Origin of the sequence: Nocardia sp. NPDC051833 (genome assembly GCF_040681225.1) — a bacterium.
In the GTDB taxonomy this organism is placed as follows: Bacteria; Actinomycetota; Actinomycetes; order Mycobacteriales; family Mycobacteriaceae; genus Nocardia.
The window spans coordinates 176616-194906 of record NZ_JBFAYK010000005.1 but is presented as its reverse complement, the minus strand read 5'-3'; the positions used below and the strand labels follow the sequence as shown (position 1 = coordinate 194906).

Below are 18291 nucleotides of genomic sequence, written 5' to 3'. Positions count from 1 at the left end.
GGCGGGGTGCCGATCACGCTCGCCCACCCTGTCGCGGTGCTGCCCCTGGCTCGGCGCCTGCCGCTGTCGGCGCTGGTGGCCGGGGCGATCGCGCCCGATGTCGTCTACTACCTGCCGATTCCGCTGGGTGGCGCCGCGACTCATTCGCTCGTCGGGGTGCTGAGCTGGGATCTGGTGATCGGGGTCGGCCTGCTGCTGTGCTTCCGGCTCTCGGCCGGACCGGCCGCCGCGCTCTTCCCGTTCCGTATCGCCCTTCCGGCTCGTGTGCCCGCCGATGGTCTCCGGCGCCTGTGGGTTCCGGTCGTCGCCATCGCCCTGGGCGCCCTGACGCACCTCGCGTGGGACTCCTGCACGCAGACAGCAGGTTTCGTGGTGCGGCACTGGCCGCTGCTGCGCGCCCCGGTGGTCGGGCCGCACACGGTGTACAACGTGATCGGCTACGCCTCGTCGCTGCTCGGTACCGCCGCGCTCGCCCACTACCTGGTTCGCCGCACCAGCCGACGGTCATCGGCGCCGCCGGTCCGGTGGGGTCGCGCGATCCGCACCGGGCTGATCCTCGCACCCGTCCTCGGCGCCGTGCTCGCCATCGACGACCCGGTGACCCGGGCCAGCTCCTACGACCTGGTCCGGCACACGATCGTCGGCGCAGCCCAGGGACTGGGCTGCGCCTGGACGCTCTACGTATTGCTCTGGCAGATCAGGGGTTTCGGCTCATCGCGGCGACCGGATACTGCGGAAAGTCAGGGCGACCACGAAGGTCAGCGCCGCGATGACGGCGGCGGCGCCGAACGCGGCGGTCATCCCGCCGACGAGGGCGTGCGTCGGTGAACCGCCCGCCTCGCGGGCCGCGGTGCCGAAGACCGTGACCAGGACGGCCAGGCCGAGCGCGCCACCGGTCTGCTGCATGGTCTGCAACGCACCACCCGCCGCGCCCGCCTCGTCCGGCGACACCGTGGACATGATGATCACGTTCAGCGGCGAGAACGCCAGGCCGATCCCGCAGCCCATCGCGACCATGGCGACGAACAGCAGCGGGAAATAGCCGCTGTCGGCCGAGAGCCGGGTCAGCAGCGCGAGCCCGGTGGTCATCGCGACGGTGCCGGTCACGGTCACCGGTTTCGGGCCGAAGCGGGCCAGCAACCGGGGAATCAGCCGGATCATCGCGAACATCAGGGCCGCCGTCGGCAGGAACGCGAATCCCGTTGCCAGCGCGCTCATGCCGCGCACATCCTGCAGATACTGGGTCAGGAAGAAGAACATCGACATGCCCGCCATCGGCCCGAGGAACATGTTCAGGTAGGCGGCGGCCCGATTGCGGTCGGCGAACAGATGCAGGGGCAGCAGTGGTTGCGGCGCACGGAGTTCGATCGCCACGAACCCCGCGAGCAGTGCCGCGCCGACCGCCAGGGAGATATCGGTGCCCGGCGCCCCCCAGCCGTCGGCGGCCGCGCTGATGAATCCGTAGACCAGCGCGGCGACACCGGTGGTCGCGGTCACCGCGCCCGGCAGATCGAGGCGGGCGGCGCGACGCGGCGCGTCGGGCAGGTAGCGCAGGGCGAGCGCCAGGATCAGCAGCCCGAACGGCACGTTGATGAACAGCACCGAGCGCCAGCCGACCCATTCGGTCAGCAGTCCGCCGACGATGAGCCCGATCGCGAATCCGGCACTGGACATGCCGGAGAACAGTGCAAGCACACGGATGCGCGCCTTCGGCTCGGTGAACGTCGTCGTCAGCAGCGCGAGGGTATTGGGCGCGGCCATCGCGCCACCGATGCCCTGCAGCACCCGGGCCGCGAGCAGCCAGCCCGCCGAGGGCGCCAGCCCGCCGGCCAGGGAGGCGAGGGTGAACAGTGTCGTGCCCGCGATGAACAGCCGGCGCCTGCCGAACAGGTCGCCGGCGCGGCCACCGAGCAGCAGCAGGCCGCCGAAGACGAGGGTGTAGGAGTTCATCACCCAGGACAGGCCGGTGGCGCTGAACTCCAGGTCGGTCCGGATCCGCGGCAGGGCCACGTTCATCACCGTGACGTCGAGAATGATCATCAGCTGGCAGGTCAGCAAGGTGACCAGGACGACGCCCGGACGGGCGCGCGCTACCTGGGCTTTCGCCGAAAGTGTGGTGGTGGTCAAGTGCGCTCCATCGAGAGGGAAGCTAAACGGATAGAGTCTCCGTTTATGACAGAGCTAGCATAGGGAGAAAGTCTCCGGTTCCGCAAGCCTAAACGGAGACTTCATCCGTTTCCAGTGGAGGACCGAGTGGACGCACCGTCGCGGCCGATGCGCGCCGACGCGCGCCGCAACTACGAACGCATCATCGAATGCGCGCGCGACGCCTTCGCCGAGCACGGCATCGAGGCACCCCTCGACGACATCGCCCGGCGCGCGGGCGTCGGACCCGGCACCCTGTACCGGCACTTCCCGAATCGCACGGCGCTGATGGAGGCGGTCTACCGCGCCAATATCGAAACACTCGCCGCGCGCGCCGCCGAGCTGCGTGAAACCCGCACTCCCCCAGACGCTTTCACCGAGTGGTTCGGCGAACTGGTCTCCTACATCCTGTACCGGCACGGCCTGGCGGCCACCCTCAAGGCCGCGATCGACCGGACCTCCGACGTCTTCGCCGCCTGCTCGACGATGCTCGCCGAGGCGGCCGAGTCCGTCCTGGTCCCCGTCCAGGAAGCCGGGCTCGTGCGCCGTGACGTCACCCCGCGCGACATCCTGCGACTCGGCCACGGCATCGGCGCGGGCTGCCAAGCCGCCCCCGACTCGGCGCCCCTGCTCACCGAGATCGCCCTGACCGGCCTGCGCACCCCACCCACCCCGGCAGGATGACCCCGATGCGGATCAGCGTCACCGGCCACATGAACCTCACCCCCGCCACCGAAACCCTGGTGCGCGAGGCGATCTCGACCCTCCTCGACGACGTCCCCGACCTGGTCGGCATCACCTGCCTGGCCCGCGGCGCGGACTCGATCTTCGCCGAAGCGGTACTGGCGGCAGGCGGACGCCTGGAGGTCGTCCTCCCCTCCCGCGACTACCGCGCGGCCAAGGTGAAGCCCGACCACGCACCCCTGTTCGACGCCCTGCTCGCCCGCGCGAACACAGTGCGCGTGATGGACTTCGACACCGCGGGCAAGGACGCCTACGAGGCCGCCAACGAAGTCCTCGTCACCGACTGCGACCGCCTCGTCGCGGTGTGGGACGGCAACGAGGGCGAACGCGGCGGCACCGCCACCGTCGTCGAATCCGCCCGCGCCCAGGGCATTCCGGTGGACATCGTCTGGCCGGACGGCGCCACCAGGGTGTAACCCGGCTCTATTTGCGCCGGTGGATCAGTGCATGGCGCGGGATGCCCGGGCAGTCGGCCGCCGGGGGCGGCCATCGACCGTCCGGGTCGGCATCAAGGCGAATCCGCTCCGGCACCGAGGTCAGGAGTTGGCGCCGAGAACGAAACTCCGTGGATCAGGCCAATTCCTCGATGCGGGCGGCTAGTTCGGCGCCGGTGAGGGGTTCGCGGGCGATGACGGCGATGGTGTCGTCGCCGGCGATGGTGCCGACGATGAAGGGGAGGGCGGCGCGGTCGAGGGCGCTGGCCAGGAAGTGGGCGGCGCCGGGTGGGGTGCGCAGGACGGCGAGGTTGCCGCTGGCGTCGGTGGAGACCAGCAGGTCGCCGAGGAGTTTGGACAGGCGGCCGGTGCCGCCGGTGACGCCGCGGACGGGGCTGCCGTCCTCGGGGACGACGTAGACGCCCGCGCCACCGTCGGCGGCGCGGAGCTTGACCGCGCCGAGCTCGTCGAGATCACGCGACAGGGTCGCCTGGGTGGTCTCGATGCCCTCGGCGGCCAGCAGGGTCGCGAGTTCGGTTTGGCTGCGGACCGAATGCGCGGACAGCAGCTCGACGATGCGCGATTGGCGGCCGGCGCGGGTGCGGGCGATGGCGGGCGAGCCCTTCTCGGGAGCGCTCATCGACCGACCTCCGCGCCGGCCCCGATTCGCGGTCTCACGCGGCGGCTTTCGCGAGCAGCCAGACCAGCAGCGCCTTCTGGGCGTGCAGCCGGTTCTCGGCCTCGTCCCAGACCACGCTGTGCGGGCCGTCGAGCACCTCGTCGGTGATCTCCTCGCCGCGGTGCGCCGGAAGGCAGTGCATCACAATGGCTTCCGGGTCGGCGGCGGCGAGCAGCGCCGCGTTGAGCTGGAACGGACGGAACGGGCCGATCCGGTCGAGACCGTCGTTCTCCTGCCCCATCGAGGTCCAGGTGTCGGTGACCAGCACATCCGCGCCGGTCGCGCCCGCCACCGGGTCGTTGGTGACCGACACCGTCGCCCCGGTCTCCGCGGCCCGCTTGGCGGCGGCCTCGAGGATCCACGGCAGCGGTTCGAAACCGGCGGGCGCGGCGACGGTCACGTTCATGCCCGCGGTCACCCCGCCCAGCAGCAGGGAGTGCGCCATATTGTTGGCGCCGTCGCCGAAATAGGTGAGGTTCAGCCCGGCGAGGGTGCCCTTGCGCTCACCGATCGTCTGCAGATCGGCGAGCACCTGGCACGGATGGAACTCGTTGGACAGCGCGTTCACCACGGGCACCGTCGCGGTGGCCGACATCTCGTCGAGGCGGGACTGTTCGAAGGTCCGCCAGACGATGGCCTCGACATAGCGCGAGAGCACGCTGCCGGTGTCGCCGAGGGTTTCCTCCCGGCCCAGCTGGGTGTCGCGGCCGTCGACGACGACGGCGTGCCCGCCGAGCTGGGCGATGCCGAGCTCGAACGAGAACCGGGTGCGGGTGGAGTTCTTCTCGAAGATCACCCCGACCCCGCGCGGGCCGTCGAGCGGCCGGTGCGCGAACGGGTTCTGCTTCAGATCCGCGGCGATGGCGAGGATTTCGGCCTGCTCGGCCTGGGTCACATCGTCGTCGCGCAGGAAGTGGCGCAGGGTCACTTGCTGGCTCCCTTCGCATCGGCGGCGGCCTTGTCGAGGATCTCGGGCAGGTCGGCGACGAAGTTGTCGGCCTGGGTTTCGGTGAGCACCAGCGGCGGCGCCAACCGGATCACGTTCGGCTTGGCGGGGTTGATCAGGTAGCCCGCCTCCCGCGCCCGCTCGTCGACATAGGCGGAGATGTCGTTCTTCAGGACGATGCCGATCAGCAGGCCGGCCCCGCGCACATGATCGATCTCGGGGTGCTCGAGCAGCGCGATACCGTCGCTGAGCTTCTTGCCCACCCATTCCACATGGGAGAGCAGATCCTCGGAGTCGATCGTCCGCAGGACCGCCAACGCCGCGGCGGCGCACACCGGGTTGCCACCGAAGGTCGTGCCGTGCAGGCCAGGGGTGAGCAGCTCCGCGGCGCGGCCCTGCGCCAGCACGGCGCCGATCGGCAGACCGCCGCCGAGGCCCTTGGCCAGGGTGATCGCGTCGGGCACGATGCCCGCCGCCTGGTGCGCGAAAAACGTTCCGGTGCGGCCGATTCCGGTCTGCACCTCGTCGAGGATCAGCAGCGCGCCCGCCCGCGAGGTGATCTCGCGCGCCCGGGCCAGGTAGTCGAACGGCGGGACGACCACACCGCTCTCGCCCATCATCGGCTCCAGGAACACCGCGGCGGTGTCGGTGTCGACGACGGCCTCCAGCGCGGCGGCGTCACCGTAGGGCACGTGCACCACGCCGGGCGGCATCGGCTCGAACGGTTCCCGCTTCGAGGGCTGACCGGTGAGCGCGAGCGCGCCCATGGTCCGGCCGTGGAAGGCCTCCTCGGCGGCGACGATCTTGGTCCGGCCGGTCAGCCGGGCCATCTTGAACGCGGCCTCGTTGGCCTCGGTGCCGGAGTTGCAGAAGAACGCCTTGCCCTCGCCGTCACCGAAGTGCGCGAGCAGCTTCTCGGCCAGCTCGATCACCGGCTCGCTGGCATACAGGTTCGACACGTGGCCGAGGGTGCCCAGCTGCTGGGTGACCGCTTCCAGGATGGCGGGGTGGGCGTGGCCGAGGCTGTTCACCGCGATGCCACCGAGGAAGTCGACGTAGCGCTTGCCGTCGGCGTCGTAGAGCACCGCGCCGGCGCCGCGCACCAGCGCGACCTTCGGGGTGCCGTAGTTGTTCATCATCGCGGCCGACCACCGCTGCTGCAGCTTCTCTACTTCACTCATGCGGTCACCATCGTTCCGATTCCTTCTCCGGTGAACAACTCCAGTAGTACCGAATGCGGCACCCTGCCGTCGATCACATGGGCGCTGGGTACCCCACCCCGCACCGCCCGCAGGCACGCTTCCATCTTCGGCACCATGCCCGCATCCAGGCGCGGCAGCAACTCCGCGAGCGCCGTCGCGTCGATCTCGCTGGTCAGCGAGGAACGGTCGGGCCAGTCGGTGTAGAGGCCCTCGACGTCGGTGAGGACGACGAGCTTCTCCGCGCCGATGCCCTCCGCCAGCGCGGCGGCGGCGGTGTCGGCGTTGATGTTGTGCACCACGCCGTCGGCGTCGGGCGCGATGGTGGAGACCACCGGGATGCGCCCGGCGTCGATCAGGTCGAGCACGGCACCGGGATTCACCTCGGTGACATCGCCGACCAGGCCGATGTCGGTGGCGACACCCTCCACCGTGACCGTGCGCCGGGTCGCGGTGAACAGGTGCGCGTCCTCACCGGAGATGCCGACCGCGTACGGGCCGTGCGCGTTGATCAGCCCGACGAGCTCGCGCCCGACCTGGCCGAACAGCACCATCCGCACCACGTCCATCACCTCGGGGGTGGTGACGCGGAAGCCGCCGCGGAACTCGCCCGCCATGCCGAGCTTCGTCAGCATCGCGTTGATCTGCGGGCCACCGCCGTGCACCACCACCGGGTGCACGCCGACGGTGCGCAGGAACGCCATGTCGGCGGCGAAGGCGGCCTTGAGCTCGTCGTCGACCATGGCGTTGCCGCCGTACTTCACGACGACGACCTTGTCGCGGAACTTCTGCAGCCACGGCAGCGCGTCGGCGAGCACGTGCGCCTTGTCCAGCGCCGAGAGGGACTGCACCACACCGCTGCTCATGAGCTGTACGCCGAGTTCTCTTCGACGTAGGCGTGCGAGAGGTCGGTGGTGCGCACCATCGCGGTGCCCGCGCCGACGTTCAGCTCGATCAGCACCGCGATGTCTTCGCCGGACAGGTCGACCTCGCGCGCGCCGGGCGCGCCGACGCTGTCGACACAGACCGGATTGCCGTTGAACGACACCGCGATCCGGTCCGGGTCCAGCGTCACCGGGGCGATGCCGACGGCGGCGAGCACCCGGCCCCAGTTCGGGTCCGAGCCGAACAGCGCGGTCTTGACCAGGCTGTCGCGGGCGACCGCCCTGGCCACGGTCAGCGCCTCGTCCTCGGAGGCCGCGCCGGTGACGGTGATCTGCACCCGCTTGGTGACGCCCTCGGCGTCGGCCATCAGCTGGGCGGCCAGGTCGTCGCACACGGTGAAGACGGCCGCGTCGAGGTCCTCCTGCGACGGGGCGACGCCGCTGGCGCCGTTGGCCAGCAGCAGCACGGTGTCGTTGGTGGAGCAGGAACCGTCGACGTCGAGCCGGTCGAAGGTGTACTTGGTGGCCTGGCGCAGCGCCCGGTCGAGCTGCTCGGGCGTGGCCACCGCGTCGGTAGTGAGCACGACGAGCATGGTGGCCAGCGACGGGGCGAGCATGCCCGCGCCCTTGGCCATGCCGCCGACGTTCCACTTGTCCTCGTGGTGGAACGCCGATTCCTTCGGCACGGTGTCGGTGGTCATGATGGCGTGCGCGGCGTCGGAGCCGCCGGACATGCCGCCGCCCATCTCGTGCACGATCTCGGTGACGGCGGGGATCAGCTTGTCCATCGGCAGCCGGTCACCGATCAGGCCGGTGGAGCAGACCGCGATCTCGCCCGCGCCGGTCTCGGTGCCCCAGTTGCTCAGCGCGGCGGCGAGTTCCTCGGCGGTCCGGTGGGTGTCCTGGAAGCCGCCGGGCCCGGTGCAGGCGTTCGCGCCGCCCGAGTTGAGGATGACCGCGCGCACGCGCCCCGACTTCAGCACCTGCTGCGACCACAGCACCGGCGCGGCCTTGACCTGATTGCTGGTGAACACACCGGCGGCCGCGTATTCGGGGCCCTCGTTGAGGACCAGGGCGAGGTCGGGCTTGCCGCTGGCCTTGATGCCCGCCGCGATACCGGCGGCGCGGAAGCCGAGCGGGGCGGTGACGCCCTGGGTGTGGATCAAGTTGCCGTGGTCCGTCGAGTGCGGATCAGGGGTCGTCACGGTGCCACTCCTACGGTGGAAAGTCCTGCGGTCTCGTCGAATCCGACGGCCAGGTTCATCGATTGCACCGCGGCGCCCGCGGTGCCCTTGGTCAAGTTGTCGATCGCGCCGATCACCACGAGCAGGCCCGCGTCGGTGTCGACGGCGACCTGCAGGGTGATGGCGTTGGAGCCGAGGACCGAACCGGTCTGCGGCAGAACGCCTTCGGGCAGCAGATGCACGAACGGCTCGTCGGCGTAAGCCTTTTCGTAGACGGCACGCGCCTCGGCCGCGTCCACCTTCACCGGGGCGGTGCAGGTCGCGAGGATGCCGCGCGGCATCGGGGCGAGCACGGGAGTGAACGACACCGCGACGTCGACACCGCCCGCCGCCTTCAGGTTCTGCGCGATCTCGGGGGTGTGCCGGTGCGCGCCGGCGATGCCGTAGGCGCGGACACTGCCCATCACCTCGGAACCGAGCAGGCCGACATCGAGCTTGCGGCCGGCACCCGAGGTGCCGCTGACGGCGACCACGTTCACGGTCGGCTCGATGATGCCCGCCGCGATGGCGGGCGCCAGCGCGACGCTGGACACCGTCGGATAGCAGCCGGGCACGGCGATGCGGCGGGCTCCGGTGAGCCGCGCCCGGCCGCCGGGCAGCTCGGGCAGGCCGTAGGGCCAGCTGCCCGCGTGGGCGCTGCCGTAGTACTTCTCCCAGGCGGCGGCGTCGGTGAGCCGGAAGTCGGCACCGCAGTCGATGATCACCGTGGACTCCGGCAGTGCCTGCGCGATGACGGCGGACTGGCCGTGCGGCAGGCCGAGGAAGACGATGTCGTGCCCGGCCAGGACCTCGGGGGTGGTTTCCTGCAGGATCCGGTCGGCCAGCGGCAGCAGATGCGGCTGGAGCGCGCCCAGCGCGGTGCCCGCGTTGGATCCGGCGGTCAGCGCCCCGATCTCGAGGCGCCCGGTTCGGTATTCGGGGTGGGCCAGCAGCAAACGCAACACTTCGCCACCGGCGTATCCACTCGCACCGGCAACCGCCACCCGCAGCGCGGGTCCTCCCGACGAATCAACCATGTGATGATTATGCACGACTATGCAAGCTCATTCATGGGCAGGTGTGGTCGCGAGTGACGCCTTCCCCCCGATCAGGCGTGCTACCAGCGGGAACAGCAGAACCGTCGTCGCGCCCGCGGCGACCAGGACCGAGGCGGTATCCGCCGTCATCAGCTCCGTCGACACGGCCACCTGGGTGACGGCGACGATGATCGGCAGCCCGGTGGCCGCGAACAGGGCGAGCTGGGCCCGCTCGTGCGGTGATTCCAGATTGCGCCCGTGCGGGACGAACCGCTCGCTCAGCCACACCGGCAACCCGCGGGCGACGGCGATCGCCAGCACGAACGACACCCACAGCAGCGGCCTGTTCGCCACGGCCGACAGATCGATGGCCATGCCCGAGACCACGAAGAACACCGGGATCAGCAGCCCGTAGCCGATGGTCTCGAGCTGCTCGTCGACGCGCGGGTGGCCCGCGGCGATGAGCCTGCGCAGCACCATGCCCGCGGCGAAGGCGCCGAGCACCACGTCCAGGTCGAAGCGTTCGGCCACCACCATGAGCACCAGCAGCAACAGGATCGACCCGCGCACCGGCAGCTGGGAGGTGCCGCCGTCCATCCTGGCCAGCGCCGCCCCCAGATCGGGCACGCGGCCGAACAGCCGCACCGGGATCAGCCCGACCAGCAGCGCCGCCAGCACGAACAGCGCGAGCACCACCAGCGCGGCGCCGACATTGTGGCTGCTCAGCAGCACCGACATGGCCACGATCGGGCCGAGTTCGCCGACCGCGCCGTGCGCGAGCACCGCCCGGCCCAGCGCGGTGTCGAGCAGCCCGGCCTGCTTGATGATGGGCAGCAGGGTGCCCAGCGCGGTCGAGGTCATCGCGATCGCGACGGCGATGTGGTTGGTCGCCGATTCGCTGCTCGCCAGCACGCTGACCAGGCCGAACGCGAAGACGAGACCGGCCAGCCACACCAGCCAGGCCACCCGCCCCGACTTGCCGCCGAGCAGTTTCGGGTCCAGTTCGTAGCCCGCGAGCAGGAACAGCATGCCGAGGCCGAGTTCCTTGATGAGGTCGACGCCGCCGTCCGCGGTGGCCCAGCCGAGCGCGAACGGCCCGAGGATCGTGCCCGCCACGAGCAGGATCACCACGTCCGGCACGAAGCCCCGCAGTGCCCGCGACAGCAGCGGCGCCACCACCGCCACGAGCGCGATCCAGAACAGCGAGACGATCGGCGACGGGGCCTCGGCGGCGGCGAGCAGCTCCATGCGCCTCATCGTGGCACAGCGGCCCAGCCGAACCCCGCCACCTCGCTGGGCGTCCGGACGAGAATCGTTGCACCCGCGAGTGTCGATTCGGCGGCGTCCCGTTCGTATAGGAGATGAACCCCCACGAAAGGACGATCATGAAGCAATACCTGTTGTGCATCTATCAGCCCGACGGCCCCGCGCCGTCGGATATCGGCACGATCCTCGACGAGCTGGCCGCGCTGAACGAGGAGATGCGGGCGGCCGGGGCCTGGGTGTTCGCGGTCGGCCTGCACGCGGCGAGCACCGCGACCGTCGTGCGGGCGAAGGAGGGCGAAGTGCTGATCTCCGACGGGCCCTTCGCCGAGGGCACCGAGCACATCGGCGGCTTCACCCTCATCCAGGCGGCCGATCTGGACGAGGCGATGGACTGGGCGGGCAGGCTGGCCGCGGTGCTCACCCTGCCGATCGAGGTGCGGCCGGTGGCGAGCGGCTAGATGGACATCGAGGCGGTCTTCGCGGAGAACTACGGGCGCGCGGTCGCTTCCCTGATCCGCGTCTTCGGTGACATCGGGGTCGCCGAGGACGCGGTGCAGGAGGCCTTCGCCGCCGCGGTCGTGCGCTGGCCGGTCGACGGGGTGCCGCCGAGCCCGGCGGGCTGGATCATCACCACGGCGCGCAACCGCGCGATCGACCGGCTCCGCCGCGAGGCGACCCGGGCCGACCGGCACGCCGAAGCCGCTCTCCTGCACGTGGATCCGGCGGCGCCCACCGACAGCTTCCCCGACGACCGACTGCGCCTGATCTTCACCTGCTGCCATCCGGCACTCGCCCCCACCGCCCGGGTCGCCCTGACGCTACGACTGCTCGGCGGACTCACCACCGCCGAGATCGCCCGGCTGTTCCTCGTCTCCGAATCGGCGATGGCGCAACGGCTCGTGCGCGCCAAGGGCAAGATCCGCGACGCCCGCATCCCCTATCGGGTGCCCGCCGACGCCGAACTGCCCGCGCGGCTGCCCGCCGTGCTCGCGGTCGTGTATCTCGTATTCACCGAAGGCTATTCGGCCACCTCGGGCCCCGACCTGATCCGCGCCGACCTGTGCGCCGAAGCGATCCGGCTGGGTCGCCTGCTCACCGATCTCCTCCCCGGCGAGCCGGAGATCCTGGGCCTGCTCGCCCTCATGCTGTTCACCGAATCCCGCCGAACCGCCCGCACCGACGGCGAGCACCTCATCCCCCTCCCCGACCAGGACCGCACCCGCTGGGACCGCGATCTCATCGACGAGGCCCGATCCCTGCTCCGAGAATGCCTGCGCCGCAACGCCCCCGGCCCCTATCAGCTCCAGGCCGCCATCAACGCCGTCCACGCCGACGCCCCCACCGCAGCCGCCACCGACTGGCCCCAGATCCTCACCCTCTACGACCACCTCTACACCCTCACGCCCACCCCCATCGTCGCCCTCCACCGCACCGTCGCCCTCGCCGAAGTCCACGGTCCCACCGCCGCCCTCGCCGAACTCACCACCATCGACCTCCCCACCCACCACCTCTACCACGCCCTCCGCGCCGACCTCCTCCGCCGCGAAGGCCGCCTCCCTGAAGCCGTCACCGCCTACGACACCGCCCTCCCCCTCACCCCCAACGACATCGAACGCGAATACCTCCGCCACCGAAGAGACTCCCTCCGGCAAGCATGATCACGACCGGTCCGAATCGCCGAAATTCGGGGAATCACCGGGGATTTCGAGCGGCTCGTCGATCGCGGGTCACCCACGCTCGCCAACCTCACATCGGTGCGATACTGGAGTCCGTGGCCGAGGCCTTCCGGCAAGCCGGAGACCAAGACGAGACGCAGTTGTTCATCGAACTCGTCTATCACGGCCTCGGCCGGACCAAAGCGGGCACGACCTGGAAGGAACTCATGGACGCCGATCTCTCGTACTTCCGCGGACCCCTTGCTCAGGCGTTGCGGGAAGAAGGCCGCGACGAAGGTCGTGAGGAAGGGCTGGACGAGGGGCGGGCCAAGGATGTGCTGCTCATCCTTCGACATCGCGGGGTTCATGTTCCGGAGGATGCCGCCGCACGCGTCACCGCATGCCGGGACCAACAGACCTTCGACGTATGGATGCGGCGGGCGCTGGAAGTCTCCACCGTCGAGGCTCTGTTCGACTGAGCGGTCGGTTCGGCCGTCAGCGTAGGTGGGCGGGGTCTATGCCGAGGGTGTCGGCAAGGCCGGTTTCTCCCGTTGGGGTGACGCGGACGGCGCGGCCGGTTCCGGACGGGGTGATCCAGCTCAGGGCGAGCAGGCGGCGGTGCAGGAGGACCGCGGCGGGGCCGCCGAGGTGGGTGCGGCGTTCGGTCCAGTCCAGGCAGGGGCGGGTCAGGGGGCGGCGGGAGCGGGTGAGGGTGGGCTCGTCGATGCCGAGGGTGGTGGTGAGCCAGGTGGTGCCCGCGGGGGTCAGGGTGTGGGCGTTGTCCGGGTCGAGGAGGCCGCGGTGGGCCATGGCGTCGGTGATGGTGACGCCGAGGCGGCCGGCCAGGTGGTTGTAGCAGGTTCGCCCGCGCGCCAGGGCCGCGTCGGCGGTGGCGGCGCGCAGGTTCTTGGGTGGGTTGGGGGTCGGGTCGAGTTCCGCCAGGAGGGTTTCCAGAAGCTGGGCGATCGCGGGGCTCGCCAGTTCGACGTAGCGGTGCCTGCCCTGTTTGCGTTCGGTGATCAAGCCCGCGGCGCACAGGCGGTCCAGGTGGGCCGTCGCGGTGGACGGGGCGACGCCGGTCAGGCGGGCCAGTTCGCCGGCGGTCCAGGCGCGGCCGTCGAGCAGGGCCAGGCACATGTGGGCTCTGGTCCGGTCGGCGAGGACGGCGGCCCAGTCGGCGAGGGCGGCGGCGCGGGCGGGCATCTCCCCATCATGCGACGGTGATTGTTCGGCGGCCACCGAACTGTCGCGGGCCTACCGTCGATGCCGTGATCAGCGATCCCGAGCTCGTCCGCGACCTTCTGCACTCCGCGCCGATGCCGCCGGTGCCCGATGCGCCCGGTCCTGGCATCGCGTGGCTGCGGGCGCACGTCCCCCGGTTCTGTGATGGTCCCGTCCATCGGCGCCGACGGGCAGCGGTACAGCGCGAGTTGGATCGACTCGACCCCGCCGCGCTTCGTGTCGAAGCCACGGCCCGAGCCGGGCAGCCGCTGGCCCATGTCCGGGTACTGCTGAAGGCGATGGAGCTCCCGGAGAGTGCGGTCACGGCGGTGGCCGTCGTCGCGGCTGCCTATCAACCACACGAACCGACCACGCCGGAGACGGACGCGGCGGTGCGTGAACTCGTGGCCTTGTGCGCAGTGCCCGCACGTGTTTCGGGGTGCACGCACGACAGCGCGGATGTGCCGACGGCCGGATCTGACACCGGCATGCACAGCACGCTCGCGGGAGCCCCGCGCCGACCAGCCCGCACCGCCGCCGGCGAAGCGGAGGTCGGTGACCTCGCTACACCGGGCCGGACAGCCGACACCGACCGGCGCACACTGGGCGACGGAACGTCCGCTTCCGAGGACGAGACCACCGACGACGAGCGGATCGCCGCACGGATCTGCCTCCTGGTGCAGGCGTGCGCGGCGACCGGCGAATTGATCGCGGCCGCCCGCGCGGCGAACATCGGCGCCCCCGCCGACCGGCCCGCGCTGATCATGGCGACCGCGCCGCCGCTACGGTCCACCCGGCGTCTCGTCGACGGTGTGGTGACCGAACTGGATCTGCGGCATCCGGGGCTCGGGTTCGGCGCGGGACCGCACCGGTGCCCCGGGCACGAACTCGCGATCGCCCTCGCCGGCGGCGTTCTCGAATCCGACACCCCAGCCACGCTTTCCGAGCCGGGCGGGGAACCGCCGCTGCCCGGATCGGCACCGCGGCCGACGCCGCATATCCCGTCCGGGCCGAGCGGCCGGCCCGCGACCGGTTCGCTGCCGGATCGGCACCTGCGGATCGACCCGACCATGCCACCCGAACCGACACCTCCCGCGCACCCAGGCCGTCAGCCCGGTACTCACCAACCGTCCGAATCACACCGCACAGAGTCGCACCGTGCCGGTAGCCCGCGCCCGGACCCCGGCCCCGTGGGCTCAGGCGGCATCGAGGGCCCGACGAACTATCGCCCGCGCAACCGAAACCTTGTGGATTCGACCGACTTCCACACACTCCACCATGGCGAGCGGCCACTGATTCTGCCCAATGCCTGGGATTTCACCTCCGGTGCGCTGCTCGCAGACGCGGGATTCCCGGCGATCGCCACCACCAGTCTCGGAGTCGCCGCCGCAGCAGGCCTGCCCGACGGAAAGGCGGCGTCGGCGGACGAAACCTTCGCTCTCGCCGCTCGATTGACGCGACTGCCGGTCGCGGTCAGCGTCGATATCGAGGCCGGGTTCGCCGACGACCCCACGGACGTCGCCGACTATGTCGCTCGGCTGGCCGACCTCGGTGTCGCCGGAATCAATATCGAGGACGGCCGCGACAACACGGCCCTGGCCACACCGGAAACGCAGGCCGATCTCATCAACATCATCAAGGCCCACGTTCCACACGTATTCGTCAATGCCCGGGTAGACACGCACTGGTTCGGCATCGACGAGGACTCGACCGTGCACCGGGCCCGGCTGTACGCGGCGGCGGGCGCCGACGGCTTGTTCGTCCCGGGCGTCACCGACCCGGTCACGCTGCGCACCCTCGTCGCCGCGACCCCGCTCCCGCTGAACACGCTGTACACACCGTCGGGCCCCGATACCGACGCCCTCGCCGCGCTGGGTGTGCGCCGGATCAGCACCGGATCAGCCCTGTACCGGGCCGCTCTCGGCGCGGCGGTCGGACTGGCCCGCACCCTCCGGGGCGATCCGGGCGAGTTGTCGGCGCCGCCCGACTACCGGCGCATCCAGGCCCTGCTCGCGGCGGCGAACACCGCCTAGCGCGCGTCAGTCCTTGCGGACCACCCGCTCGCCCGCACCGGGCTTCCACACGGTGATGTCGAGGTGGTCGTCGTCGACCTCGACCGTGGAGGCGCCGGTCAGATCGGCGACGTAGAAGTGGTCGAACTTCTCGCCGCGGATGTCGAAACCGCTGTCGTCGAAGACTTTCTGGGCGAAGCGCGCGTGCACGGCCTCGTCCGGCAGATCGGTGACGGTGCCGAACAGTTTGGCGTCACCGTCGGTGACCTTGGTGTCGACGGTCGCGGTGTGCAGGCAGAAGCGCGGGTCACGGGCGAGGTCATCGAACTTCCTGGTGTTCGGCATGCCGGCCAGGATCAGCATGCCCTCGAAGATCGTCGGCTCGATCGGGCTGATCCGCGGCGACCCGTCGGCGCGGACGGTGCCGAGCAGGCACAGATTGCCGGTTGCCTGGTGCCTGCGCAGGAACAGGGCGGAGATTCGCGGTGCTTCCTCGGTGAACTGGCTCCATGTGGTCATAGTCGAACAGTACGACGCAACCTTGACATCCAGTGTCAAGGTTTCCGGCTAGTCTCGAGAACATGCGAGCGAGCAGGTTGGTGCAGCTGCTGCTCCTGTTGCAGGCCAAGGGCGGGGCGACCGCGACCGAGCTGGCGCGGGAGCTGGAAGTGTCGGTCCGCACCGTGTACCGGGATGTCGAGGCGCTGTCGGCGGCCGGGGTCCCGGTGTACAGCGAGCCGGGGCGCGGCGGCGGCGTGCGGCTGATCGACGGGTACCGCACCCGGCTCACCGGCCTCACCTCCGACGAGGCCGACGCCGTCCTGCTGGCCGGACTGCCCGGCGCGGCCGCCGACCTCGGCCTCGGCACCGTGCTCGCCACCGCCCAGCTCAAGATGCTGGCCGCGCTGCCGCCCGAACTGCGCGGCCGCGCCACCCGCATCGCCGAGCGCGTGCACATCGACATGCCCGGCTGGTTCCACCGCCCGGACGACACCCCCACCCTGGCGGCGGTCGCCGACGCGCTGTGGCACGACCGCAGGCTCGCGATCAGCTACCGGCGCCGCGACAAGACCGTCGAGCGCACTGTCGATCCACTCGGCCTGGTCATGAAGGCGGGCACCTGGTACCTGGTCGCCCGCGAGGGCACCGACATCCGCTCCTACCGGGCAAGCCGTATCACCGCCGCCGAACCCACCGGCGAATCCTTCACCCGCCCAGCCGATTTCGAGCTCACCGCGCACTGGTCGGCCGCGGCCGACGACTTCGCCCGCGCCATCCTGCGGGTCCGGGCGCGGTGCCGGGTCTCGGCCGACCACGTCGGACTGCTGCGCTTGATGAACGACCCGGCCGCCGTCCGCGACGCACTGGCCTCCGCGAGCCCGCCCGACGACACCGGCTGGGTCGACATCACCATCCCCGGCGAGTCCTACGAGATCCTCGCCCACGCCCTGCTCCCCCTCGGCGAACATCTCGAGGTGCTCGACCCACCCGAACTCCGCTCGGCCATGGCCACCACCGCGGCCGCCATGCACGCCCGCTACCACCCGCCGGTCTGACGGCTGTCGCTGCGCTCACCCAGCGCGCGCCGCGTCCGGCCGTGGTGGACGAACCTCAGCGGCGACGGCGGGCTCCGGCCGACGATGACCGGACCCGCCCACGACGACACGGGACCGGTGGCTCACGCGCGCGGCGTCGGTCAGCACGTCCAGTCGAGAACTTCGCCCAGCGCCCGCAGGGAAGCGGAGGCGGGCACCAGCCGGAGGGCGGTGTCCCGCATCGCGACCAGGGGTGCGGCCGACAGCTGACCGATGGTGCCGATGCGGGCCGACCGGGTGGCGATCATCCGGGTCCGGGGACGGCGTTCCCGGTCGTACCGGGCCAGGCCGTCGGGTTCGGCGGCCAGGCGGGCCAGCACCACCGCGTCCTCGAGCGCCTGACACCCGCCCTGGCCGAGATTCGGGGTCATCGCGTGGGCGGCGTCGCCGAGCAGGGCGATCCGGCCCGCGGTGAACGACGGGAGGGCGGGGATGTCGTAGATGTCGTTGTGCAGCACCGTGTTCGGGTCGGCGGCGGCGAGCAGCGCGGGGATCGGGTGATGCCAGCCGGCGAAGCGGTCGCGGACCTCGGCGAAGGTTCCCGGCGCGTGCTCGGGCGCGTTGTAGACCGCGAAGCAGTACACCCGGCCGTCGGCGAGCGGCGCCATGCCGAACCGCGCTCCGCGACCCCAGGTCTCCCCGAACTCGGTCAGCTTCTCCGGGAGTTCGACCACCGCGCGCCAGGCGGTGTACCCGGCGTACCGAGCCCGCACCTCACCGCAGACCGCGCGCCGGACCACGCTGTGCAGGCCGTCCGCACCGACGATCAGATCCGCGGTCGACACCCCCGCGGAGTGCGTCACCGACCCGTCGGGGTCGGCCGACGACACCGCGATACCCGTCCGCACCACATCATCGGGCAGCGCCGCGCGCAGGATCTCGAGCAACGCGGCCCGGTGCACCACCACCGGGGCGCCGAACCGCTCGCGCAGCGTCGCCACATCGGTGCGCGCGAGCCGCCTGCCGCGCGCATCCCGAACCCCGGCCGACGCGTCCTCGACCGCCTGCGCCCGCACCGGGGCCCCGACACCGAGGGCGTCCAGTGCCCGCAAGGCGTTGGACCACAGCGAGATTCCTGATCCGACCTCGGCGAGTTCCGGCGCCCGCTCCAGCACCTCCACCGACCAGCCCCGGCGCGTCAATGCCAGCGCGGTGGCCAGTCCCCCGATTCCGCCACCGACGACGATTGCTGTGGACATCGCGTTCTCCCCTCGTTGCAGATACCAGCCCACCGTACTACTTCTGTAGTGT

19 protein-coding genes are annotated in these 18291 nt (G+C 71.0%); 8 read left to right on the top strand and 11 right to left on the bottom strand.

Features of this window, described 5'->3' with window-relative positions:
* The first annotated feature begins 6 nt into the window (after positions 1–6).
* A complete protein-coding gene (locus AB0L91_RS31720; RefSeq protein ID WP_365016245.1) occupies positions 7–828 on the top strand; it encodes a DUF4184 family protein in 822 nt (273 codons plus the stop codon).
* Here the strand turns inward: AB0L91_RS31720 and AB0L91_RS31715 are convergent.
* Positions 712–2127 (bottom strand): MFS transporter, encoded by a 1416-nt coding sequence (locus AB0L91_RS31715; RefSeq protein WP_365016244.1) that lies wholly within the window; start codon positions 2125–2127, stop codon positions 712–714. The genes AB0L91_RS31720 and AB0L91_RS31715 overlap by 117 nt on opposite strands.
* Positions 2128–2274: 147 nt before the next feature.
* On the opposite strand from AB0L91_RS31715, the gene AB0L91_RS31710 reads away from it, so the two are divergent.
* Positions 2275–2829 carry a helix-turn-helix domain-containing protein gene (locus tag AB0L91_RS31710; RefSeq protein ID WP_365016310.1) on the top strand — a complete coding sequence of 185 codons (555 nt, stop codon included), beginning with the start codon at positions 2275–2277 and terminating at the stop codon, positions 2827–2829.
* A gap of 5 nt (positions 2830–2834) precedes the next feature.
* Positions 2835–3305, top strand: coding sequence for a hypothetical protein (locus AB0L91_RS31705; protein ID WP_365016243.1), 471 nt, complete (start codon positions 2835–2837; stop codon positions 3303–3305).
* Positions 3306–3459: 154 nt separating this feature from the next.
* Here AB0L91_RS31705 and AB0L91_RS31700 read toward each other — a convergent pair whose 3' ends face one another.
* From AB0L91_RS31700 to AB0L91_RS31670, 7 genes are read right to left on the bottom strand one after another with little or no spacing between them, the layout of a single operon-like run.
* Complete coding sequence (locus tag AB0L91_RS31700) at positions 3460–3963, bottom strand: arginine repressor (RefSeq protein ID WP_218718167.1); 504 nt, start codon at positions 3961–3963, stop codon at positions 3460–3462.
* A gap of 34 nt (positions 3964–3997) precedes the next feature.
* Positions 3998–4930 (bottom strand): ornithine carbamoyltransferase, encoded by a 933-nt coding sequence (gene argF, locus AB0L91_RS31695; RefSeq protein ID WP_365016241.1) that lies wholly within the window; start codon positions 4928–4930, stop codon positions 3998–4000.
* A complete protein-coding gene (locus AB0L91_RS31690; RefSeq protein WP_365016240.1) occupies positions 4927–6129 on the bottom strand; it encodes an acetylornithine transaminase in 1203 nt (400 codons plus the stop codon). The genes argF and AB0L91_RS31690 overlap by 4 nt, the downstream gene beginning before the upstream one ends.
* Positions 6126–7013: an acetylglutamate kinase gene (gene argB, locus AB0L91_RS31685; protein ID WP_365016238.1), complete on the bottom strand. Its 888-nt coding sequence runs from the start codon at positions 7011–7013 to the stop codon at positions 6126–6128. Before argB ends, AB0L91_RS31690 begins: the two co-directional genes overlap by 4 nt.
* Positions 7010–8236 carry a bifunctional glutamate N-acetyltransferase/amino-acid acetyltransferase ArgJ gene (gene argJ, locus AB0L91_RS31680; protein ID WP_365016236.1) on the bottom strand — a complete coding sequence of 409 codons (1227 nt, stop codon included), beginning with the start codon at positions 8234–8236 and terminating at the stop codon, positions 7010–7012. The genes argB and argJ overlap by 4 nt, the downstream gene beginning before the upstream one ends.
* A complete protein-coding gene (gene argC / locus AB0L91_RS31675) occupies positions 8233–9291 on the bottom strand; it encodes an N-acetyl-gamma-glutamyl-phosphate reductase (RefSeq protein ID WP_365016234.1) in 1059 nt (352 codons plus the stop codon). Before argC ends, argJ begins: the two co-directional genes overlap by 4 nt.
* A 27-nt stretch (positions 9292–9318) precedes the next feature.
* Entirely contained in the window at positions 9319–10539 is a 1221-nt protein-coding gene (locus AB0L91_RS31670; protein WP_365016232.1) for a cation:proton antiporter, read from the bottom strand.
* Positions 10540–10676: 137 nt separating this feature from the next.
* On the opposite strand from AB0L91_RS31670, the gene AB0L91_RS31665 reads away from it, so the two are divergent.
* The 3 genes from AB0L91_RS31665 to AB0L91_RS31655 all read left to right on the top strand — a co-directional run bounded on the left by AB0L91_RS31665 (position 10677) and on the right by AB0L91_RS31655 (position 12691).
* On the top strand, positions 10677–11015 hold the full coding sequence (locus AB0L91_RS31665; protein ID WP_365016230.1) for a YciI family protein: 339 nt from the start codon (positions 10677–10679) through the stop codon (positions 11013–11015).
* Positions 11016–12215 (top strand): RNA polymerase sigma factor, encoded by a 1200-nt coding sequence (locus AB0L91_RS31660; protein WP_365016229.1) that lies wholly within the window; start codon positions 11016–11018, stop codon positions 12213–12215. It begins immediately after the preceding gene.
* 113 nt (positions 12216–12328) lie between these two features.
* Positions 12329–12691 carry a hypothetical protein gene (locus AB0L91_RS31655; RefSeq protein ID WP_365016227.1) on the top strand — a complete coding sequence of 121 codons (363 nt, stop codon included), beginning with the start codon at positions 12329–12331 and terminating at the stop codon, positions 12689–12691.
* Positions 12692–12707: 16 nt separating this feature from the next.
* Here the strand turns inward: AB0L91_RS31655 and AB0L91_RS31650 are convergent, their stop codons facing one another.
* Positions 12708–13415: a helix-turn-helix domain-containing protein gene (locus AB0L91_RS31650; RefSeq protein ID WP_365016225.1), complete on the bottom strand. Its 708-nt coding sequence runs from the start codon at positions 13413–13415 to the stop codon at positions 12708–12710.
* Between the two features lie 65 nt (positions 13416–13480).
* Between AB0L91_RS31650 and AB0L91_RS31645 the strand changes: the two genes are divergently transcribed.
* Positions 13481–15466 carry an isocitrate lyase/phosphoenolpyruvate mutase family protein gene (locus tag AB0L91_RS31645; RefSeq protein ID WP_365016223.1) on the top strand — a complete coding sequence of 662 codons (1986 nt, stop codon included), beginning with the start codon at positions 13481–13483 and terminating at the stop codon, positions 15464–15466.
* 6 nt (positions 15467–15472) lie between these two features.
* On the opposite strand, the gene AB0L91_RS31640 is transcribed toward AB0L91_RS31645, so the two are convergent.
* On the bottom strand, positions 15473–15964 hold the full coding sequence (locus AB0L91_RS31640; protein ID WP_365016222.1) for a pyridoxamine 5'-phosphate oxidase family protein: 492 nt from the start codon (positions 15962–15964) through the stop codon (positions 15473–15475).
* A 62-nt stretch (positions 15965–16026) separates the two neighbouring features.
* On the opposite strand from AB0L91_RS31640, the gene AB0L91_RS31635 reads away from it, so the two are divergent.
* Positions 16027–17001 (top strand): YafY family protein, encoded by a 975-nt coding sequence (locus AB0L91_RS31635; protein ID WP_365016220.1) that lies wholly within the window; start codon positions 16027–16029, stop codon positions 16999–17001.
* A 140-nt stretch (positions 17002–17141) separates the two neighbouring features.
* Here the strand turns inward: AB0L91_RS31635 and AB0L91_RS31630 are convergent, their stop codons facing one another.
* Entirely contained in the window at positions 17142–18239 is a 1098-nt protein-coding gene (locus AB0L91_RS31630; RefSeq protein WP_365016218.1) for an FAD-dependent oxidoreductase, read from the bottom strand.
* Between the last annotated feature and the right edge of the window lie 52 nt (positions 18240–18291).